This is a genomic window from Erwinia persicina NBRC 102418, from assembly GCF_001571305.1.
Taxonomy (GTDB): domain Bacteria; phylum Pseudomonadota; class Gammaproteobacteria; order Enterobacterales; family Enterobacteriaceae; genus Erwinia; species Erwinia persicina.
This window is the reverse complement of the sequence record NZ_BCTN01000001.1, coordinates 126773-147393: the sequence shown is the minus strand read 5'-3', so window position 1 is coordinate 147393 and position 20621 is coordinate 126773. Positions and strand designations below refer to the sequence as shown.

Below are 20621 nucleotides of genomic sequence, written 5' to 3'. Positions count from 1 at the left end.
GGGCACCTTTGTGGGGGCCCTGCATGATGACACTGGCAGGGACAGACAACGATGACAGTTTCAGTAAAAACAAAAATCAGCTACGGGCTGGGCGCATTCGGTAAGGATTTTGCCATCGGCATTATCTATATGTATCTGATGTACTACTACACCGACGTGGTGGGTGTATCAGTGAGCATGGTGGCTTCGCTGTTCCTGGTCGCCCGTATTCTGGATGCTTTTTTTGACCCGGTCATGGGCTGGATTGTCGAGCGTACCCAGACGCGCTGGGGCAAGTTTAAACCCTGGATCCTGATCGGTACGCTGACGAACTCGGTGGTGCTGGTGTCGGTATTCTGTGCCCATCACTTTGAGGGCGGCGCGCTGATTGCCTGGATCTGGGCCACTTATCTGCTGTGGGGCTTTACCTATACCCTGATGGATGTGCCGTTCTGGTCGCTGGTGCCCTGCATTACCCTTGACAAGCGCGAACGTGAAGCGCTGATCCCGTGGCCGCGTTTCTTTGCCAGCCTGGCCGGCTATACCACCGGCGTCATCGGTCTGCCGCTGGTTAACTACCTGGGGGACGGCAATAAAGGGCAGGGATTTATGCTGTTCTCGCTGATCCTCGTGGTGTTCTTCATCCTGTCGGCCCTCATTACCCTGCGCAATATTGAAGAGAAATATTCCTCGTCTGCCGTGCCGAATGCGCCAGAGCACACCACGATTAAAGCGGTGGTCAGTATGATTTTCCGCAACCGTCCGCTTTTTGCCCTGCTGCTGATGGCCCTGGCGTGGAACCTTGCGCACAACGTCATTACGGCGTTTGCCATCTATTACTTCACCTATGTGGTGGGCCGGGCGGAGCTGTTCCCCTGGTACATGATGTACGCCGGGATTGCCAACCTGATTGCCATTCTCTGCTTCCCGAAACTGGTTGCACGCTTCTCCCGCCGGGCGATCTGGATCAGCGCGTCGGTGCTACCGGTGATGAGCTGCCTGCTGCTGCTGGCGGTGGGGATGTACGCACCGCAGAGCGCCACGCTGATCTCCCTGTCCGGGATCCTGGTGAATATTGGCGGCGCGTTCTTCTGGGTAATGCTGGTCATTATGGTCGCGGACACCGTCGACTACGGGGATTATGCGCTGGGCGTGCGCATCGAAAGTATCGCCTTCTCGGTGCAGACGATGGTGGTCAAAGCCGGTGCGGCCTTTGCCGGGCTGCTGATCGGCGTCATGCTGGGGGTGGTGGGCTATGTGCCGGGCGTGCAGCAGTCGGCCAGCACTATCGTGGGAATGCAGGGGATCATGATCGGCGTACCGCTGCTGTTCTTTGTCCTGACGCTGTGGATCTATCTGCGCCACTACAAGCTGGATGGCGAAATCCTGCATGAGATGCAGCGGGCCTTACAGCATAAATACGGCGAAGGTGAGGGGGTGATGACGGCGCAGGTCAGGCCGCTGGAGAGTGACGCTGAGGGCAGATATGCCTCTGAGACGTTGAATCCGGGTCACCTCAAACCGTAGTGGACGTGTTTGAGGTAAGCCGGACGTCACGCGACAGGACGTCGCGTGCCGAGGCCCGCAGGGAGGCGGATTTTGCCGATCCGGCGTGCTTAAACTGGCCTCAGACCTGAAGCCAGACTGTCAGCGACAAAAAAGACTGACACACCCAGGCCGTATCCCAATGCACACAGAATCCCCGTTAAATACTGGGAACTGTAACCATCGATTGCCAATTGTAATGTTATAAAGTAACAGTTATCATCCGCAGCGCGGGCTTCAGCCTGCGCTGTTCCGTTTCTCTGGATAAAGGATTGATAATCTGATGCACACTTTTTTACGCTCGCCGCTGCTGGCCCTGATGCTGGCAGCCATAGCCGCCCCGGCCAGCGCAGCCCCTGAGCGGGTTGCCGCGCTGGTGGCCCCCTTCGAAATCAAAGGGACTGACCCGACGCTCTCCGGCGATATCTTTCTGAAAATGTCGATTGTTGAAACCCTCGTCAGTGCTGATACCGCCGGGCAACCGCTGCCGGGTCTGGCGACAAGCTGGACAGTGTCTGACGACGGCCTGTTGTGGCGCTTTACGCTACGTCCTGACGTAAAGTTCCATGATGGCAGCGCGCTGACGGCAGAGAGCGTCGTCCATGCGCTGGACGTTTCGCGCAGCAAGCCTGGCCTGCTGGATAAAGCCCCGATTACCGCCATTCGTGCCGAAGAGGGAAAAGTGGTTATTGCCCTCAGCCAGCCGTTTACCCCATTGCTGAGTATGCTGGCGGAAAACCGCGCCCAGATCCTCGCCCCGGCTGCTTACGATGCGAAAAATAAAGTGGTACAGATTGTCGGCAGCGGCCCGTATCGCCTGACCTCACTGCAGGCACCGCAGAAACTGACGGTCACCCGTTTTCACGACTACTGGGGCAAAGCGCCCGCTATTGAGCAGGCCAGCTATATGGCCGTAGGACGTGCGGAAACGCGGGCGCTGCTGGCGGAAAGCGGCAATGCCGATATGGTGCTGAACCTCGATCCTGCCAGCCGCAGCCGCCTGAAAAATAACCGCAACGTGCAGCTGCTGGCCGTCTCCATTCCGCGCAGCGTGCTGCTGAAGGTCAATGCGGGCCATCCGCTGCTGAATGACGTGCGCGTTCGTCAGGCGCTGAGTATGGCGCTGGATCGTGAAGGTATCGCCCGGGCGATCCTGCGTTACCCGGCGGCGGCCAGCCAGCTGTTTCCCCCGTCGGTGGCACAGTGGCATAACACCAGCCTGACACCACTCACGAGTCAGCCACAGCAGGCGAAGGCGCTGCTGGCAGAACTGGGCTGGACGCCGGGAGCCGGTGGCACGCTGCAGCGTAACGGCAAGCCGTTTTCCCTGACGCTGACCACCTATCCCGATCGCCCGGAGCTGCCGCTGATTGCCGCAGCCATCCAGCAGCAGCTGCGTGAGGTGGGCATAGAGGTTGCGATCAACGCCACTAACTCCGGGGAAATTGCGGCTAAACATCATGACGGCACGCTGGAACTGGCCCTGGTGGCCCGTAACTTCGCGCTGACCCCGGATCCGCTGGGGACGTTGCTGCAGGACTATGCCCCACAGGGCGGGGACTGGGGGGCGATGAACTGGCACAACGCCACTTTTAACCAGACGCTGGCCGATCTGGTACAGGGCCGCGACCCGGCAAAAAGCCAGGCCGAACGCCAGCAGCTGACGCATATTCTGCAAACCGACCTGCCGGTTATTCCGGTGGCCTGGTATCAGCAGACCGCCGCGGTATCCCCACGCCTGAGCGGGGCCACCCTCGATCCGTTCGAACGTACCTTTGGGCTGGAAAAGATGGGGTGGGCTGAATGATACGGATACTGGGCTACCGCCTGCTGCAGGCCGGACTGGTGGCGCTGCTGGTCGGCGGCCTGACGTTTGTCCTGATGCGCTCGCTGCCGGGGGATATGGCTTACCGCATCGCCGCCGGGCGCTACGGCTACGATCGGGTGGATGCTGCCGCCGCCAGTGCGGTTCAGCAGGAGCTGGGGCTGGACCGCCCGGCCTGGCAGGCGCTGGCCGACTGGTTTGTGCAGCTGCTGCACTTCAACCCCGGCAACTCGCTGGTTTCCGGTGCGCCGGTGATGGAAGAGGTGGGTCATCAGCTGGGGCAGACCCTGCTGCTGGCAGCGGTGGCGCTGCTGCTGTCGCTGCTGCTCGGTCCGCCGCTGGGCATCCTCGCCGGACTGTCCCCCGGCGGGCGGCTTGACCGGATGCTGCTGGCCTTGTCCACCACGCTGCGCGCGCTGCCGCACTTTGTGCTTGGTCTGATTCTGGTACTGATTTTCGCCCTCGGCCTGCGCTGGCTGCCTGCGGCCGGGTATGGCGACGTGCAGCACGTGCTGCTGCCGGCGCTGACGCTGGCGCTCGGGCTGGCGGCGGTGTCCAGCCGGGTGGCGCGCAATGCCATGCGCCAGGTCACGGACGCGGCCTGGTATACGTTTGGCCGCACCAAAGGGCTGAATGAACGCACGCTGTTCTGGCGTCACGGACTGCGCAACGTCAGCGTGCCGCTGGTGACCTACCTCAGCGTGCAGTTTATTTACCTGATCGAAGGGGTGATCGTGGTGGAAACCCTGTTTGCCTGGCCGGGCATTGGCCATGCGCTGGTGCACGCCATTTTTGCCCGTGACGTGCCGATGATCCAGGGAACAGCCCTGGTGATGGGGCTGATGTTTGTCCTGCTCAATGCCCTGAGTGACGGGCTGTGTTACTGGCTGGATCCGCGAAGGAAGAACGCATGATGATGACGATAGTGCGCCGCAGTTCGCTGGCGCAACGCACCGGTGCGGCGCTGCTGCTGCTGCTGGTGATCTTTGCTTTTGTACTGCCGCTGCTGTGGCCGCAGGATCCGGTGCGCCAGAAGCTGATGCTGGCACTGCAGTGGCCTAACCTCAGCGCGCCGTTTGGCTATGACCACCTGGGACGTTCGCTGTTTGCCCGCCTGACGGCGGCCATCCGCCTGTCGCTGGGGCTGGCGCTGGTTAGCGTGCTGAGTGCGATGATCCCCGGCATCCTGCTTGGAGTACTCGCCGCCTGGCGGGGAGGCGTGGTTGACCGCGGCGTGTCGCTGCTGGCCGATGCTTTTCTCGCGCTGCCGGGGCTGCTGCTGGTGCTGCTGCTCACCGCGTTGGTGCCGGACTCCGCCGTGATGCTGTATGTCGGTATTTCGCTGCTGCTGTGGGTTGAGTACTTCCGCATCAGCCGCGCCATAGCCCGGCCGGTGCTGAGTTCACCCGCCGTTCAGGCCTCGCGGCTGCTGGGACTCAGTCCGTGGCTGATCTTTCGCCGCCATCTGTGGCCGGAGATGGCCCCGGTGGTGCTGACCGTCGCGGCGTTTGGTGCGGCCAGTGCCGTGATGGCGATCGCCGCGCTCGGCTTTGTCAGCGTTGGCGTACGTCCACCCACCCCGGAGCTGGGGCTGATGATGACCGAACTGCTGCCGTACTACGAAGAGGCGCCTTATGCGCTGTTGCAGCCGGTGGCCGTGGTCTTTTTACTGGTGTTAAGTCTGCTGCTGCTGGCAGGGAGGGAGAAATCATGATCCTGATGGATATTGACCAGGCGACGGTGACCGGCGGCGACCTGCCGGTGCAGCCGATCTCCTTCACCCTACGGGCCGGACAGCCATTTACGCTGCTGGGAGAGACCGGGTCCGGTAAAAGCCTGCTGGCTCAGGCGGTGATCGGCACGCTGCCGCCGGGGCTGGAAGCCGGGGGCACCCTGCACTTTGCTGGCAGGGCGCACCCGCTGGCCAGCCGCCCGGCACGCGCACTCTGGGGCCATACCCTGGGGATCCTGCCGCAGGAACCCTGGCTGGCGCTGGATCCGACCATGCGTGCGGGGGAACAGGTGGCAGAGAGCTACCGTTTTCTGCGCGGCATGAAGAAGGGACCGGCGCGGGAAGCGGCGCGGGACGATCTGGCGGCGCTGGGCGTGGCCGGAGCGGCAGATCGCCTGCCACAGGCGCTGTCCGGCGGGATGGCCCAGCGCGTGGCCTTTGCCGCTGCACGTGCGGGGGGAGCGAACATTATCGTCGCCGATGAGCCAACTAAAGGGCTGGACGTGGCGCGGCGCGATGAGGTGATCGCGCTGCTGTTACAGGAAGTGCAGGCGGGCGGCGGGCTGCTGACCATTACTCATGATATTGAACTGGCGCGGCAGATTGGCGGCGAGGTGGCGGTGATGCTGCGCGGCGAGATTATCGAGCGGGGGAGTGCAGAGCAGGTACTGACGCAACCGCAGCATCCTTACACCCGGGCGCTGCTGGCGGCCGATCCGTCCCGCTGGCCCGCTCACCGGCGGGCGGTGCCCAAGCGGGAGGTGGTGCTGGAAGCCCATAATCTGAGCCTGCATCGCGGCGGACGTCAGCTGTTCAGCAATCAGTCACTGCGTATCCATGCGGGTGAGGTTATCGGTATTACCGGCCCCAGCGGCTGCGGCAAGAGCAGCTTTGGCGATATCCTGCTCGGCCTGCTTTCCGCCGACAGCGGGACGGTGGTGCGCGACCGCCAGATAGCGGCAGTGCGCTATCAGAAGATTTTTCAGGATCCGCCTTCTGCCTTTGCTCCGCGCGTGACGCTACGTCAGGCGCTGGGCGACGTGGTGAAACGGCATCAGCTGAATGGCGACCGCATTGCGCCGCTGATGGCGCGTCTGAAGCTGCGGCCACTGCTGCTCGATCGCCATCCCGGTGAGATCTCCGGCGGTGAGCTGCAGCGTTTTGCCCTGCTGCGCGTGCTGTTGCTGGATCCGGTGTTCCTGTTTGCCGATGAGCCGACGTCACGCCTCGATCTGCTGACCCAGCAGCAAACCATTGAACTGCTGGTGGAAGTGGCCGCGGGGCAAAACTGTGCGCTGCTGGTGGTCAGCCATGATGAGGCGCTGATTGACCACATCAGCCACCGGCGTATTCGCTTTGGTGAGGAGCATGCCCCTTCCAGGCTGAGTCAGGAGACCGCGATCGTATAATATCAGGCAGACACCCCCCACCGCGGGTGCGGGGGGGTCTGTCACCCCGAAGTTAAAACCGGGTTCTCTTTCATTTTTCCTTCCGTTCATTGTGGGCTATATTGGCAGCCAATCGACAATTATCCCTCTGTGACAGGTAACACCGGCAATGGCTCTGATCCCCAAAAACTACGCGCGGCTGGAAAGCGGCTACCGTGAAAAAGCCCTGAAAATTTATCCGTGGGTCTGCGGACGCTGCGCCCGCGAATTTGTTTATTCCAACCTGCGTGAATTGACGGTTCACCATATCGATCACGATCATACCAATAACCCGGAAGACGGCAGCAACTGGGAGCTGCTGTGCCTGTACTGCCACGATCACGAACACTCCAAGTACACGGAAGCTGACCAGTACGGCACCCGCGTGGTGGCGGGAGAGGACGCGCAGAACGACGTGGCAGCGGCAACCTACAATCCCTTTGCTGACTTACAGTCGCTGCTGAATAAGAAGAAATAGGCTGTCGGTGGAACCGGACCGTGGCAAACGCGACGGGCCGGTTCTTTCAGGCCGGGACAGAGTTTTACAGCGCCCGGGCCAGAATCTCGCCAGGCAGACCGTCGAAATCTCTGAACTCCTGCGACGAGAAATGGTGATTGATGAGTATTTTTCTTGAGGCCAGATTCGCAGGATCGATGATGGCTATCAGGTGGGTTAACGCTGTAGCGTGGTGCGCCCGATCCATCAGCCACGCGGCAACCTGGCTGGCAATGCCTTTGCCCCAGTAATCCGGTAGCAGCATATACCCCAGCTCCGCGGTCCCGGGCGGGTCAGCAAGCGGCAACAGTTTACCCAGTCCGATGAAGTGGCCATCCTGCGCATCTGAAATCCTGAAATGCCCCAGCTCTGCGGATTCCGCATTGTCTTTTAACAGCTGGTCATAATCGCGGCGGGCTTCATCATGGGGGACAGCACGCTCGGTGATCATCGCCATCACCTGTGCATTGCTGACCAGCTTAAAATAGTCAGCAAAGTCCTGTTGACTGAATTTTTCTAAGACAATATTCAACGTTAGCCTCTTGTTTTTACAAAGCGTGAACGACAGGTAAAAGAGTATATCGGGTGAGCAGCGGTGTTTGAAGTCAACCAGGAAAGGGACTGGATAATTGCGCAGCGGCGGTAAACCCAGGGTTTACGCTATGAGCGGGGAGCGGGCGTAAACAAGGCAAAATTCCATCAAGGAATTAAACCCAATTATATTTCCTGATTGTTTATTTTGAGTCAGTCAATGTTTTCATTAAATACTCAGGCGTTGAAATGTAAATCATGTTCATTGTTTTAAAATTCGCTGCTGTGATTGTTTTTTTCACTACTTTCCATTGTCGATGCAATCAGTCTTTGCTGGAGCCTGAATAGGTTTTCTTTATTGTCCAGAGTTCGGCCTGCCAGCAAACTTGTAAACCAGATGCCGTCTGCAGCCAGTCTGGCTATCTCTAATTCTGGTGCTGCGTCAGTATCGTGATGCTGAGTCAGGCGCCGGGAAAGCCAGTTATTCCAGCGCAACATTAATTCAGGTTCAGAGCAGAGAGAAAAGGTTAGTGCTGCAGTTGGCGTTTTATCAGTAACTGTCACAAGGGTTGCCCTGATATAGGCCCGTGTAAAACAGCCGTACGCAGGCGGCTCAGCCGCAAAAAATTTGTCAATCTGCTTACTGAACCGCTCCAGCTCATCTTCAAAGACCGCAGCGATGAGTTCCTGCTTGCTGGCAAAATGGTGAAAAAGTCCGCCTTTTGTGACGCCTGCATCATTGGCAATATCGCTAACGCTGACACCGGCAAAACCCCGGTTCGTCATCAAACTGGCCGTGCTGTTGAGCAGGCGGCGACGCACGTTTTCAGGGTCTTTTTTGGGTCTGCCGGTTTGCGTAATCATTAGTGAGCACCCATTTTGGAAAATCCGTTAATCACCACCACGCCGACAACAATCAGCGCAATACCCGCGATTGCTGCCGCATCGGGTTTCTGCCTGAAAACCACCACGCCGATAATGGTTGTCAGAATAATACCCAACCCCCCCCAGGAGGCATAAGCAATTCCCAGAGGAAGCGTACGCAGTGCCTGAGCCAGCAAATAAAACGAACACGCATATAATGCGCCGCACATCAGCGAGGGGGTTAACCGGGTAAAATGTTCGGATTTACCGAGAAAAGTCGTGCCCGCCACCTCAAGCACGATGGCGAAGGCAAGCGCGACGTATGACATGAAAGAAGACATCATTTTCTCCACATAAAAAGGATATGATAGATACCAACCGGTAGGTATGTAAATGGTTTTTTCTCATTGTTTATTATCGGCTTGATAACGTCCGCTGATGGCACAAAGCGGACTTCTAAACAAAGCCTTTAAAGCTGCTGTCCTGAAGCGTTTTGGTCATGTGCATTGCCATTCTGCCAGGTTGACCCTGATAAATAACCTCTGCAACAGGCACGGCGATGTTTACCCCACAGAAGAAGGTTACAGTGGTGAGTATGAAAAAAAGGATGGTCATGGTGGGGGCCTGAGAAGCAGGCTCAGAGGCGCAGAAGTGGCTTCTGTCACCCAATACTCAACAGGTGAATGCCTTGTTCTGCAGGATGGGTATCCCATTCCTGGCTTTACTGATGAGCGCGAGAGCGTCTATGTCGCAGTTATGCACCCAGCTGTTACATGCGCCGCTGCAATCGGCAGGCGGGGTTCTGAAGAATTACGCAGCGGTAAGAACGATGAGATCCCGGAGAGCTACCGTTTCTCTTGCTTCACCGCCAGCGGCACCTCACAAACGTTGGCAGAGTTCTCAAAATGACAGGTACCGGAACATCCGCTGTAACACACGTCAAAGCGGTACCGGGCTATATCTGCACCCATAACGACTTTTATGCCGGATGTCTGCGCTTCCACTCGGCGACAACCTCCGCCAGGGTTTTGGGAGTATCATTTCGTATCCAGGCCATAAAGTCGCGGTCGAAGCGAAAGCGTTCACCGCACTGTGCCATCATAAAGCGGCGGACGTTTTGCGTATTTTTATAGCCGGCATCCACCAGGGTTTCAGGGGTGAGCGCGGCGCTGTGCCAGTCAGTTTTCATGTTTGCCTGTTCCTGATAACGCGTCATTGTTATGACGTCACCGGCCCTGATCTCTTCCGCGTCCAGCAGAGGCCCCGCTCAGTCAGCGCTTCAGCCATGATGCCAGAACCGCTCCTGCCCACCGATCATGAAAATGACTCATGCAGCGGTGAAATTAAATCACTTTTACTCATTCAGCTACTCTGTCATAAATAAGCCATGCAATAAGCTCTGGCCAGTATGAAGATGACTGAATAAGAAAACCAGAAAAATTAAAGTAAAAAACACTGAAAAAGCGAGAAATACCTTCAGGTTTTTATATCAGAAATCAGGACAAGCTAACGATGAATAATCAATTAAAATTTACGATTAAAAGCCTTACTTTTGACGAAAATTATAATCCCTCTGAAAATACGCGCATTACGACCAACTTCGCTAATTTGGCCAGAGGGGAGAAGCGTCAGGATAATCTGCGTAATGCGCTGAAAATGATCGACGACCGTTTTAATACACTCGCCTGTCAGGATAATCCACAGGGCGATCGTTATTCCGTTGAACTGGAAATTATTTCTGTAGCCATGGATGTTGAAGGGAAAGGTATTCCCTTTCCGGTGATCGAAATACTGAAAAACCATATTGTTGACCATAAAACGGGCGAGCGTATTGAGGGTATTACCGGCAATAATTTCTCCTCTTACGTGCGTGATTATGATTTTAGCGTCGTTCTGTTAGAGCATAACAGGAACAGCACTAAATTCAGTACGCCCGACAATTTTGGTGACCTGCACGGTAACTTATTTAAAAGCTTCGTCAATTCGGAAACCTATAAAAGCCATTTTTCTAAAGCACCGGTGATCTGCCTGAGTGTGTCGAGTAAAAATACTTATCACCGGACTGACTATCGCCATCCGGTACTGGGTGTGGAATATCAGCAAAATGCCCTGTCAATGACTGACCATTACTTCAATAAAATGGGTCTGCAGGCGCGTTATTTTATGCCGTCAGGTAGCGTTGCGCCGCTGGCCTTTTATTTTACCGGCGATTTGACCGGCGACTACACGGATCTGGAGCTGATCGGCACCATCAGCACGATGGAAACGTTCCAGAAGATCTACCGCCCGGAAATTTATAATGCGAATGCGGTGGCCGGGCAGGAATATCAGCCTGACCTGAATCAACAGGATTATGCATTAACGAAAATTGTTTACGATCGCGAAGAACGCAGCCAGCTGGCTATTGAGCAGGGTAAATATACTGAAGAACATTTTATCAAACCTTACCGTGCGCTTCTTGAGCAATGGTCTGCCCATTACGTTCTTTGATTAACCAAAAAATTAAGGTCACCTGTTATGAAAATTTTGTTACCGACATCGACGTCAGGCAGTCTGCCGAAACCCTCCTGGCTTGCACAGCCTGAGACACTCTGGTCACCCTGGAAACTGGAAGGGGACGAGCTGATCGACGGTAAATATGACGCGCTGCGCCTGTGCCTGGAAGATCAGCGTCAGGCGGGTATCGATATCGTCAGTGACGGCGAACAGACGCGCCAGCATTTTGTGACCACCTTTATTGAGCACCTCAGCGGCGTAGATTTTGCGAAACGTGAAATCGTCAAAATTCGTAATCGCTATGATGCGAGCGTGCCGACCGTGGTCGGTGCCGTCAGCCGCCAGAAGCCGGTGTTCGTGGAAGACGCGAAATTTTTACGCCAGCAAACCAGCAAACCGATCAAGTGGGCACTGCCTGGCCCGATGACCATGATCGACACGCTGTACGACAGCCACTACAAAAGCCGTGAAAAACTGGCCTGGGAATTCGCTAAAATTCTCAATCAGGAAGCCAGAGAATTAGAGGCGGCCGGTGTCGATATTATTCAGTTTGATGAGCCGGCGTTCAATGTGTTCTTTGACGAGGTGAATGACTGGGGTATTGCTGCCCTGGAACGGGCCATTGAAGGGCTTAAGTGTGAAACGGCGGTGCATATCTGCTACGGCTATGGCATCAAAGCCAATACCGACTGGAAAAAAACGCTGGGGTCAGAATGGCGGCAATATGAAGAAATTTTCCCTAAGCTGCAGACGTCTAACATCGATATCGTTTCTCTGGAGTGCCAGAACTCTCGCGTGCCGATGGATCTGATTGAACTGATCCGCGGTAAAAAAGTGATGGTCGGGGCGATTGATGTGGCAACCAATACCATTGAGACCCCGGAGGAAGTCGCTGAGACGCTGCGTAAGGCCCTGCAGTTTGTTGATGCCGACAAGCTTTATCCTTCGACCAACTGCGGAATGACCCCGTTATCCCGTCAGGTTGCCAGAGGTAAGTTGCAGGCGTTAAGCGCCGGCGCAGAGATCGTGCGCCGGGAACTGACGGCGAAATAACGCCATCAGATCGTCGCCATTCTGCATAACGATGTTGTCGCGCAGACGGTCAGCCGCCTCGTAGAGGAGGCACGCGGCTCACTTGGTTATGCAGCAGGGAAAGACCAATCGCGCTGATATTCAGCGCGATTGGTCAGCGATCTGGAAAAGATTATTGCGGGTGATATTCGATATTAATCGGTTCATCCGGCAGCTGGGTGAACGTGCGGATAATATGATGATAGTCCGCGGTAGGGTTGGTCTGGCTGAACTGCTGCGGGTAGAAGTCCTTCGCCAGCATCTCAATGCCAATAATGTTATACGGATGGTTATAGAAGTGGTGGTAAACCGCGGCCACTCTGCCCGCTTTCACCGCCGGGATATCTTTCACACCGGTACGATCGCGCAGATGGTCGAAGCTGGCTTTGATCTCGCTGATATCAGTATTGTAACCCAGAGGGATCACCGGGCTGGCTTTACCGCCGCGCTTCGAGCCGCTCATCACATAGTAGTCCGGGTTCAGGCTGATCACTTTCTCCACTGCGATGGTGCCGCTGGTGCCCGGCAGCAGGTCAGAACCTATATTTTTTGCCCCCGTCGCTTCAATTAACGCGCCCCAGCCGTTATGGCCGTGGGTGAAGCAGCAGGCCCCGCCGCCGCCGATGCCGGCAATCGGCTCAACAAACACCCGCGGTTTTGGCGACACGTCTTTGACCGCAGCCTGAACGGCATTGAGCTTCTGCGTGTAATAATCCGTGTAGGCCTTCGCGCGCGCTTCCTGATCCAGCACCGTGCCCAGCAGAGTGACGCTGGCCGCAGTATTCTTAACCGGGTGCAGTTCATCATCAACAAACAGCACCGGGATCTTCAGCGCACTGAGCTGATCCAGGACGCCGGTCTGTTGCAGGGCGGGTTTGGCGCGCAGCTGGGCGATCATCAGGTCAGGCTTTCTGGCGATGACGGTTTCAAGGTTCACTTCCCCCTGGTCAGAAAAGCCCATGTCGAGGATCTTGTCTGCCTCGGGCCAGCGTTTTTTCAGCATCTCCCAGCTGCCGGTATCCTGCTTTTTCAGCAGGTTATTCCAGGCAACCACCCGCTTAAACGGGTCTTCACGGTCGAGCAATGCCAGGTTCAGAATGTCGCGGCCATCCTGCAGGATCACCCGCTGCGGTGGGTGCTGTATCACCAGCTTCTGCCCGTCCATATCAGTGACGGTCACAGGATAGGTGGTGGCAAATGCCAGGCATGGCATCGCGGCGAGCAGCAGCGCGGGTAAGGTTTTCAACGGGCTCATGGTATCGGTATTCCTGCCAGAAAAGAGATGATAATTATTATCATTTTTATTCATCGGTTGTTAAACGAAAGCTAAACAACCTCTGAACGATAAATGCTGTTGTTGCAAGAGACTGTTTCAGGACCGTGCCCTGAAACGACGCGGCTTCTCGCGGCGAAAGCCCAGACCGATAATCCAGCCAAAGACATACGGCAGAAACGGGAAACGTTTAATGATGCGCGGCAGCGGGCTGCTTTCCCCCTCTTTACGCTTTTTGCCACTCATCTTTATCTGGATAAACTGCGTGGCGCGGGTAGGGAACTGACGCCGCTGCTGCACTTTTTTTAGCAGACGCAGGGGAACGCTGCCGCTGCGCAGGGCGGGCGTGAGAATATTGGCTGCGGCCACCGCATCCTGGATGGCGAGGTTCACCCCGACACCGCCGATAGGCGACATGGCGTGAGCCGCATCCCCGATGCAGAGCACCCCGGGTTTCATCCACGCATCCAGCCGGTCGATACGAATATCCAGCAGTTTGACCGGCTGCCAGTCCGTCAGCTCCGCCATGCGTTCAACCGGGAACGGGGCGACGGCAGCAACCTGCTGTTTAAACGCCTCAATCCCGTTCTCCTTTATCGGTTCGTAATCCCCTTTGGTGATGGAGTAACCGCACTGCCAGTAGCTGCCGCGATCGAGCATGATAAAGTTCTGCTTCGGTCCTTTATGACCGGTGTTCCATTCCGGGTCATCATCACGCTTGTTGAGTGGGAACCACAGCACATCCCGTGGCGAACCGAACGATTGCCCGGTCAGTCCGGCCTGCTGTCGGACCCTGGAGTGCCGCCCGTCGCAGCCCACCACCAGCGCTGCGCGGATCTCGCTGCTGCCGCTGGCATGGGTGGCACGCACGCCGGCGACGCGGTCAGCGTCATGCAGCAGTTCGCTGAAGGCCGTGGCGGGATAGAACGAAAACGTCGGCAGGGCGGCGGCTTTTTCTTTCAGAAAGTTGAGGAAATCCCACTGCGGCATAAACGCCATAAAGCGGCATTTGACCGGCAGGCGGGAAAAATCCGCCAGCGCCACCTCTTCACCGCCAATCTCTGCCTCCAGGCGCGGCGCACGCTGGTGCGGTAGCTGCAGCAGTTCGTCGAGCAGGCCAAGGTGGTGCATGATTTGCAGCGTGGAGGGATGGATGGTGTCGCCGCGGAAGTCGCGCAGAAAGTCGTCGTGTTTTTCAATCACCACCACCTGCACACCGGCGCGGGCCAGCAGGTAGCCGAGCATCAGTCCGGCCGGGCCGCCGCCTGCGATGCAGCAGTCGGTGGTAAGGCGTTCAGGAGGGAAGGGGGACATAGTGACTCCGGGGAGGTGGGTGTGGCTTTTATGATAATAGTTATCATTATCTATGGCGAATTTTTATCGCCGGGGCGGTCGGGCCGATCATTACAGCAGCCCACCCCCGGCAAGCGGATAGTGCTGTTGCAGCAGGGGGCAGCTTAATGTACGGACGCCCGAGACGATGATTTGCACGGGGCGTCCTGAAGCCCTTTTTTCCGGTCGCCCGCAGGGAGGATTAGTGCAGTTCCACCGCGTAGTCTGCAACCGGGGTGATCTTTTTCAGCAGCTTATTGTTAAACAGGAACTGCTCGTAGTCGGTGTAGCGCTTCACGTCGAGCCAGGCCGGATCGCGGGCAAACAGCGGCAGGGTTTTCTGCCAGGCAACGCGGTTCAGCTCCGTGTTCAGTTCCGGGTGCGCCTTAGCAAAGGCCAGCCAGCTCTCCTGCGGGTGTTTCTGCAGATAGTCGTTGCCTTTTTTCAGCGCCGCGAGGAATTTCTTCACCTTCGGTTCGTTCACGCTGTCGCGGTTGGCGACAATCACCAGCTCGTCATAAGCCGGTACGCCGTAATCCTCGACGTTGAGCACCACCGGATCTTTACCCTGCAATCTCAGCTCCTCCGCTTCAATATTGCGGTAACCGCCGATTACCGCATCCACCTGCCCGGCCAGCAGGGCGCTGGTCAGCTGGAAGTTAACGTTAATCATCTTTATCTCTTTCAGACTGAGTTTCTGATGCTTCATCATGGTGCTCAGCGTCACCTGTTCAATACCACTGACCGAATAACCGACGGTCTTGCCTTTCAGCCCTGACGGGGAGGTAATGCGCTTATCCAGGGTGATAACGGTATTCAGCGGCGTATTAATCAGCGTTCCCACGCGGACCAGCGGCAGGCCATCATCGGCGAAGAAATGCAGCTGGGGCTGATAGGTGATGGCAAGGTCCGCCTGTCTGGCGGCCACCATGCGTGGCGGCAGAGACGGATCGGAAGGCGGGATAATCGTCACATCCAGTCCCTCGGCCTTAAAGGCCCCGATCTGCTCTGCCACCATAATCGGTGCATGATCCGGATTAATATACCAGTCGAGCACCAGCGTCAGTTTCTCGCCGGCCATTGCCGCACTGCTGCAGGCACCGCTTAACAGCAGTCCGGCGCAGATGTTCTTGATCATTTTATCTTCCTTCCAGAGGTTATCATCATGATTCAGGTGCCCAGTTAATCAGGCGGTGGATCAGGGTGTCGACGGCCATCCAGAGTAAGACGGTCATCAGCACAAGAATAAATAATGCGGCAAAACACTGGTCCGTCTGCATGCGCGCGTTGGCATTCAGCATAACGTAACCCAGCCCTCCGGCGGACCCGACCCATTCCCCGATAATCGCGCCAATCGGTGCCACGGCGGCGGCCATCCGCAGGCCGGAACCGAATGCCGGTAACGCCGCCATCAGACGGACGTGGCGCAGCTGGGCCCAGCCAGAGGCCCCCATGGTGCGGGCCAGGTCGAGATAGTCCTGATTGACCCGCCTGAGCCCGTCAAACAGGGTCGACGTGACCGGGAAAAAAATCACCAGCACCGCCATCGCCACTTTGGCGCTGATGCCAAAGCCAAACCACAGAACCAGCAGCGGGGCCAGTGCAAACACCGGAATGGCCTGGCTGGTCAGCACCAGCGGCATCAGCCAGCGCTGCAGACGGGGGGAGACGATCATCAGGATGGCCAGCAGCGACCCCAGCAACACGCCCAGCACCAGCCCGGCCAGCACTTCCGAGGCGGTGATCAGGCTGTGATAAGCGAGAAAAGCGCGCCCCTCCCACAGCGCACTGGCCACCGCGATGGGTGAGGGCAGCAAAAATGCGGGAATGGCACTCAGGGTGACCAGCCACCACAGCAGGATCAGTCCGCTAAAAATTATCAGCCCGCGAGCGTGACCTGCCAGGCTGGCCCTCATCCTGCCGCCCTCAGCAGCTGTTGCAACAGCGCCCCCTGGCTTTTCAGCAGGTCGGCATCATCCGGCGCACGCGGCGGCAGGCCGCCAATGGTGTGACTGTCGTCGATGCCCGCAGGGTGCCCGGAGAGCACCAGCAGATGGTGGCTCAGGCGGCAGGCTTCCATCGGGTCGTGGGTGATCAGCAGTACGGTGCGGTCCGCCAGCACCTCAGCGGCCAGCGTCTGGATCTTCGCCCGCGTCAGCGTGTCGAGCGCAGAGAAGGGTTCGTCCATCAGCACAACGGGGCGGTTCTCATACAGGGTGCGGGCGATGGCCGCCCGCTGGCGCATGCCGCCGGAGAGGGCGGCGGGACGAAGGCCGGCATAGTCGTGCAGCCCGACACGCGCCAGCAGGTGGTCAGCCCGGTCAGTATCGACGGGCTCCCTGCGCAGCCGCGCGCCGAGGGTGACGTTGTCGCGGATCGACAGCCACGGATAAAGCAGATCTTTCTGACCCATCCAGGCGATGCGACCAGCCAGCGGCAGGCCGTCGCTGCCGCAGACCGAACCGGCGTCGGGCGGAAGCAGCCCGGCAATGATCTTCAGCAGGCTGGTTTTGCCGCAGCCGCTGGCCCCCAGCAGCGCGACAAAACGCCCGGCGGGAATATCCACGCTGAGATCGCTGAAGAGCGGGCGCGGGCCGAAGCGCAGCGTCAGATGGCGAACCGCGATGCCCGGCGGTGGCGAAGCGGAATGGGCGGTCATGGGGTCGCTACCGCGTTGAGTCCCATCTGCCAGAAAGCCGACTCCAGGCGGGTAGCGGTGGTAAAAATCTCGGACAGGGCAGGGAAGCGGCTTTCGGCTCCCCGCTGCTGGCCGACCGTTTCCAGCAGTGCAAGGGCGGCACGCACCCCGGTGAGGTAGTCCGGGTCCGAATAGTTGCGGATCCAGGAAGCGTAAGGGCTGCCTGTCAGCACCGTCCTGGGGGAGGCCAGCAGGCCCAGGCCGATTTCGGCATACCCTGCCACACAGGGGAGCAGGGCGGCCAGCAGATCCAGCGCGTCCCCTGAGTGACCGATATCCAGCACGTAGCGGGTGTAATTCATGGTTTCTGCCGCCTCCGGTTCAGCAGCCATCTGTGCCTCGTTCAGCCCCCAGCTCTCGCAGTAGCGGACGTGCAGCGGCAGTTCGCTGACAATGGCATTGAGCGAAGCGGTAGCGGCACGCATCTCCGGCAGCGTGCGCAGCTTGCTGACCAGCAGCGCCCAGGCACGGGCAAAGTGGATCAGAAACAGGTAATCCTGGGTCAGATAGCGGCGAAAGGCGGTTTCGGGCAGCGTACCGCGTGAAAGTTGCTGAATAAACGGATGCGCCACATAGTCCTGCCAGTCGTTCCCCGCCTGCTGGCGTAAACGTCCGTACAGGCCGTGGCTGAAATCGACAGGCTCAATGGTGTTCGACACAGAATCCCCTCATTTAAGTGGCGATCCAGGTGCGCGGAGGTGTGATCAGGCGAGAATAATGCCTACCCGTCCCTTCGCTGGCATGACCCAGATCAGGTTCAAAGGGTTCGGCTTATTACGCCATCTCAGCCCATACAGGACACCCCTCGGAGTGAATTGTTATACGATAATTCATTTTGGATAGCAATCCTTGCCAGGTGGCGAGATAGCGCGTACTTATTACTGAATTGATTCGTTTTATCCTGTTGAGAAACCCTATGAAAAGTATTGGATTCCTGTCATTCGGTCACTGGACACCGTCCCCGCAGTCCGGCACCCGTTCAGCCGCTGACGCCCTGTTACAGTCTATCGACCTGGCCGTGGCGGCGGAAGAGCTCGGCGCAGACGGCGCGTATTTTCGCGTCCACCACTTCGCCCGTCAGTTAAGTTCCCCCTTCCCGCTGCTGGCCGCCGTCGGGGCGAAAACCCGGCGCATTGAGATTGGCACCGGGGTGATCGATATGCGCTATGAAAACCCGATGTATATGGCGGAAGATGCCGGTTCCGCTGACCTGATCTCCGGGGGGCGTCTGCAGCTCGGCATCAGCCGTGGCTCGCCGGAGCAGGTGATCGACGGCTGGCGCTATTTCGGCTATCAGCCCGCAGAAGGGGAAAATGAATCGGATATGGCGCGTCATCACACCGAGGTGCTGCTGGATGTGCTGCGCGGCGAAGGCTTTGCCAGACCAAACCCGCAGCCGATGTTCCCCAATCCCCCTGGGATGCTGCGCGTGGAGCCGTTCTCTGAAGGGCTGCGTGACCGTATCTGGTGGGGGGCCGGTTCCAATGCCACGGCGGTGTGGGCGGCAAAGCTGGGCATGAACCTGCAAAGCTCAACGCTGAAAGACGATGAGACGGGTGAACCCTTCCACATTCAGCAGGCGGCTCAGATCCGCGCCTACCGGGATGCCTGGAAAGCCGCCGGACACCTGCGCACGCCACGTGTCTCGGTGAGCCGCAGTATCTTTGCGCTGGTGAATGACAGGGACCGTGCCTACTTTGGCAACAGCGGCAAAGAGGGTGACAAGGTGGGCTATCTTGATGAGAAAACCCGGGCGATTTTTGGCCGCAGCTACGCCGCAGAACCGGACCGGCTGATTGAACAGCTGGCGCAGGATGAAGCGATTGCCGAAGCCGACACGCTGCTGCTCACCGTGCCGAATCAGCTGGGGGTGGATTACTGCGCGCACACCATTGAAGCGATCCTTAAGCATGTGGCGCCAGGGCTGGGATGGCGTAACTAACCGGGGGCTGGGGAACCGCCAGGCCTGCCTGGCGGTGACGTCAGTGTTAAAAGAGGTATTTCGCCCGCACGCGTGCGCCATAACGTGGCTGATGATTTCCCCGATCGTCATCGGCGGCATTCAGCCATGACGCGTAACCGCCAAGATAGACCGTGAAGTTGGGCATATCGAGGATATCGGGAAGCTGCCAGGAGGTATGCAGGGTATGAATGTCGTAGCGCCCCGGCTGGAAGATAGCGCAGTCAGCGGTACACTCCTCACTGACACCGGACGCTGAGAATTCCGAGATATTATTATGGGCGTAAATATAGCCCAGTTCGACACGATGCCAGAGAGCATTAATCCCGGCGCTAAAATCGGTTTCCTCCCGGGCATCCATATAGGCCGTATTCACGTTCACCACGGTGCCATTCTGCGGGTTGTTCTTTAACGTATTCCACGTCATGGTCAGCCCGTAGCCGGTGCGCTCCGACTGATCGCGCCAGCGGCCTTCGCGGTCGGTATAGCCATAGGCGTTATTCACGATATTGCTTTCCATGGCGGCGGCGACGGACCAGACATCGGATCGCCATGCCACAACCGGGCGCACGTACATCACATTTTTCTGGTTTTCCATCGTGCGGCCGTGATAACGCTGATCCACATACAGCGCGCTGCCATCCTCAATCAGGGTGTTCACTTCAACGTACCACTTATCCCAGGTTTGACTCAGCAGCAGGTTACCGCCGCTGTTACTGCGGCCACGCGCCTCCTTCATCATATAGATATAGCCGTAGCCGTCGCTGTACAGATCGTTAGCGGTATTGCCCGAGTATTCGATAAAGGTATCCTGATTGAGGGGAAACATATCCCAGGCTTCAAACCGCCCGGTCTTCACCTGCCAGTTGTCTTTCTGACCAAAAAAGAAAGCCGCATCGTCCAGATTCATTTTCCCGCGAATATCGGCCAGCGGCTGAACGTTGAATCCGGCATATTTCCCTGCAGAACCCTGGCGGATCCCCTCCACGCCTAATAATATGCGGCCGTTAATATCCCAGCGTTCTTTATTGCCGGGAGCCCAGCTTTTATTGCTGCTGGTTTTTAACGATGTCAGGCTGCCCGTGCGGCTGGCCGCGTCGGCATTAAATTCCACATCGCCATAAAAACGCAGTTCCGCCGGGGTGTTCAGGCTCACGGCGAGGGGAGGAGTGGTGCCCGCGTGGGCGGTGGTAGCGTTATCCCCCCGGGTGTTCTGTTTTAATTTCACCATTTCCGCTTCTGCCCGGTCGGCGCGTTTCTCTGCATTTTTCAAACGCGCTTCGAGTAAGAGAAAACGCTGTTCAACGCTTAAGGTACTTTCAGCAAACAGGGTGACCGGAAAGATCCCGGCGCACAGCATCATCCCGACGGCTATTTTCATCGATGAATTCC

The 20621-nt window shown here is 57.7% G+C and carries 21 protein-coding genes and 1 riboswitch; of the genes, 10 read left to right on the top strand and 11 right to left on the bottom strand.

Annotation, left to right across the window (positions count from 1 at the left end; all coding sequences use genetic code 11):
* Positions 1-51 precede the first annotated feature (51 nt).
* The 6 genes from melB to yajD all read left to right on the top strand — a co-directional run bounded on the left by melB (position 52) and on the right by yajD (position 6986).
* Positions 52-1506, top strand: a complete 1455-nt coding sequence (melB, locus tag EPE01S_RS00690) for a melibiose:sodium transporter MelB (RefSeq protein ID WP_062742651.1) — start codon at positions 52-54, stop codon at positions 1504-1506.
* A gap of 301 nt (positions 1507-1807) precedes the next feature.
* Positions 1808-3331, top strand: coding sequence for an ABC transporter substrate-binding protein (locus EPE01S_RS00685; protein ID WP_062742650.1), 1524 nt, complete (start codon positions 1808-1810; stop codon positions 3329-3331).
* Positions 3328-4263 carry an ABC transporter permease gene (locus EPE01S_RS00680; RefSeq protein WP_062742649.1) on the top strand — a complete coding sequence of 312 codons (936 nt, stop codon included), beginning with the start codon at positions 3328-3330 and terminating at the stop codon, positions 4261-4263. The genes EPE01S_RS00685 and EPE01S_RS00680 overlap by 4 nt, the downstream gene beginning before the upstream one ends.
* Positions 4263-5063 (top strand): ABC transporter permease, encoded by an 801-nt coding sequence (locus EPE01S_RS00675; RefSeq protein WP_062743078.1) that lies wholly within the window; start codon positions 4263-4265, stop codon positions 5061-5063. Before EPE01S_RS00680 ends, EPE01S_RS00675 begins: the two co-directional genes overlap by 1 nt.
* On the top strand, positions 5060-6490 hold the full coding sequence (locus tag EPE01S_RS00670; RefSeq protein ID WP_062742648.1) for an ABC transporter ATP-binding protein: 1431 nt from the start codon (positions 5060-5062) through the stop codon (positions 6488-6490). Before EPE01S_RS00675 ends, EPE01S_RS00670 begins: the two co-directional genes overlap by 4 nt.
* Positions 6491-6638: 148 nt before the next feature.
* Positions 6639-6986 (top strand): HNH nuclease YajD, encoded by a 348-nt coding sequence (yajD, locus tag EPE01S_RS00665; RefSeq protein ID WP_062742647.1) that lies wholly within the window; start codon positions 6639-6641, stop codon positions 6984-6986.
* Positions 6987-7050: 64 nt separating this feature from the next.
* On the opposite strand, the gene EPE01S_RS00660 is transcribed toward yajD, so the two are convergent.
* The 3 genes from EPE01S_RS00660 to EPE01S_RS00650 all read right to left on the bottom strand — a co-directional run bounded on the left by EPE01S_RS00660 (position 7051) and on the right by EPE01S_RS00650 (position 8743).
* Positions 7051-7536 (bottom strand): GNAT family N-acetyltransferase, encoded by a 486-nt coding sequence (locus EPE01S_RS00660; protein WP_062742646.1) that lies wholly within the window; start codon positions 7534-7536, stop codon positions 7051-7053.
* Positions 7537-7805: 269 nt separating this feature from the next.
* Positions 7806-8399 carry a TetR/AcrR family transcriptional regulator gene (locus tag EPE01S_RS00655; RefSeq protein WP_062742645.1) on the bottom strand — a complete coding sequence of 198 codons (594 nt, stop codon included), beginning with the start codon at positions 8397-8399 and terminating at the stop codon, positions 7806-7808.
* Entirely contained in the window at positions 8399-8743 is a 345-nt protein-coding gene (locus EPE01S_RS00650; protein ID WP_062742644.1) for a DMT family transporter, read from the bottom strand. Before EPE01S_RS00650 ends, EPE01S_RS00655 begins: the two co-directional genes overlap by 1 nt.
* Before the next feature lie 94 nt (positions 8744-8837).
* Between EPE01S_RS00650 and EPE01S_RS23765 the strand changes: the two genes are divergently transcribed.
* Positions 8838-9308: a hypothetical protein gene (locus EPE01S_RS23765; protein ID WP_218007814.1), complete on the top strand. Its 471-nt coding sequence runs from the start codon at positions 8838-8840 to the stop codon at positions 9306-9308.
* A gap of 70 nt (positions 9309-9378) precedes the next feature.
* On the opposite strand, the gene EPE01S_RS00645 is transcribed toward EPE01S_RS23765, so the two are convergent.
* Entirely contained in the window at positions 9379-9588 is a 210-nt protein-coding gene (locus EPE01S_RS00645) for a DUF6434 domain-containing protein (RefSeq protein WP_062743077.1), read from the bottom strand.
* Positions 9589-9911: 323 nt separating this feature from the next.
* On the opposite strand from EPE01S_RS00645, the gene EPE01S_RS00640 reads away from it, so the two are divergent.
* The gene (locus EPE01S_RS00640; RefSeq protein WP_062742643.1) at positions 9912-10889 is read left to right on the top strand and encodes a DUF1852 domain-containing protein; all 978 of its coding nucleotides are present in this window, start codon (positions 9912-9914) and stop codon (positions 10887-10889) included.
* A gap of 27 nt (positions 10890-10916) precedes the next feature.
* Positions 10917-11948, top strand: coding sequence for a methionine synthase (locus EPE01S_RS00635; protein WP_062742642.1), 1032 nt, complete (start codon positions 10917-10919; stop codon positions 11946-11948).
* 151 nt (positions 11949-12099) lie between these two features.
* Here the strand turns inward: EPE01S_RS00635 and EPE01S_RS00630 are convergent, their stop codons facing one another.
* The 6 genes from EPE01S_RS00630 to EPE01S_RS00605 form a co-directional block, all read right to left on the bottom strand.
* The gene (locus EPE01S_RS00630) at positions 12100-13221 is read right to left on the bottom strand and encodes an ABC transporter substrate-binding protein (RefSeq protein WP_062743076.1); all 1122 of its coding nucleotides are present in this window, start codon (positions 13219-13221) and stop codon (positions 12100-12102) included.
* Between the two features lie 117 nt (positions 13222-13338).
* The gene (locus tag EPE01S_RS00625; protein ID WP_062742641.1) at positions 13339-14553 is read right to left on the bottom strand and encodes an FAD-dependent oxidoreductase; all 1215 of its coding nucleotides are present in this window, start codon (positions 14551-14553) and stop codon (positions 13339-13341) included.
* A gap of 220 nt (positions 14554-14773) precedes the next feature.
* Positions 14774-15709 carry an ABC transporter substrate-binding protein gene (locus EPE01S_RS00620; protein ID WP_062742640.1) on the bottom strand — a complete coding sequence of 312 codons (936 nt, stop codon included), beginning with the start codon at positions 15707-15709 and terminating at the stop codon, positions 14774-14776.
* A gap of 25 nt (positions 15710-15734) precedes the next feature.
* On the bottom strand, positions 15735-16487 hold the full coding sequence (locus EPE01S_RS00615) for an ABC transporter permease (RefSeq protein WP_062742639.1): 753 nt from the start codon (positions 16485-16487) through the stop codon (positions 15735-15737).
* Complete coding sequence (locus EPE01S_RS00610; protein WP_062742638.1) at positions 16484-17230, bottom strand: ABC transporter ATP-binding protein; 747 nt, start codon at positions 17228-17230, stop codon at positions 16484-16486. Before EPE01S_RS00610 ends, EPE01S_RS00615 begins: the two co-directional genes overlap by 4 nt.
* Positions 17227-17916 carry a TenA family protein gene (locus EPE01S_RS00605; RefSeq protein WP_062743075.1) on the bottom strand — a complete coding sequence of 230 codons (690 nt, stop codon included), beginning with the start codon at positions 17914-17916 and terminating at the stop codon, positions 17227-17229. The genes EPE01S_RS00610 and EPE01S_RS00605 overlap by 4 nt, the downstream gene beginning before the upstream one ends.
* A 64-nt stretch (positions 17917-17980) precedes the next feature.
* A riboswitch (TPP riboswitch) is annotated at positions 17981-18085 on the bottom strand.
* A 100-nt stretch (positions 18086-18185) separates the two neighbouring features.
* Here EPE01S_RS00605 and EPE01S_RS00600 point away from each other — a divergent pair.
* Entirely contained in the window at positions 18186-19211 is a 1026-nt protein-coding gene (locus tag EPE01S_RS00600; protein WP_062742637.1) for an LLM class flavin-dependent oxidoreductase, read from the top strand.
* Positions 19212-19257: 46 nt separating this feature from the next.
* On the opposite strand, the gene EPE01S_RS00595 is transcribed toward EPE01S_RS00600, so the two are convergent.
* Positions 19258-20610: a carbohydrate porin gene (locus EPE01S_RS00595; RefSeq protein ID WP_062742636.1), complete on the bottom strand. Its 1353-nt coding sequence runs from the start codon at positions 20608-20610 to the stop codon at positions 19258-19260.
* Positions 20611-20621: the final 11 nt, after the last annotated feature.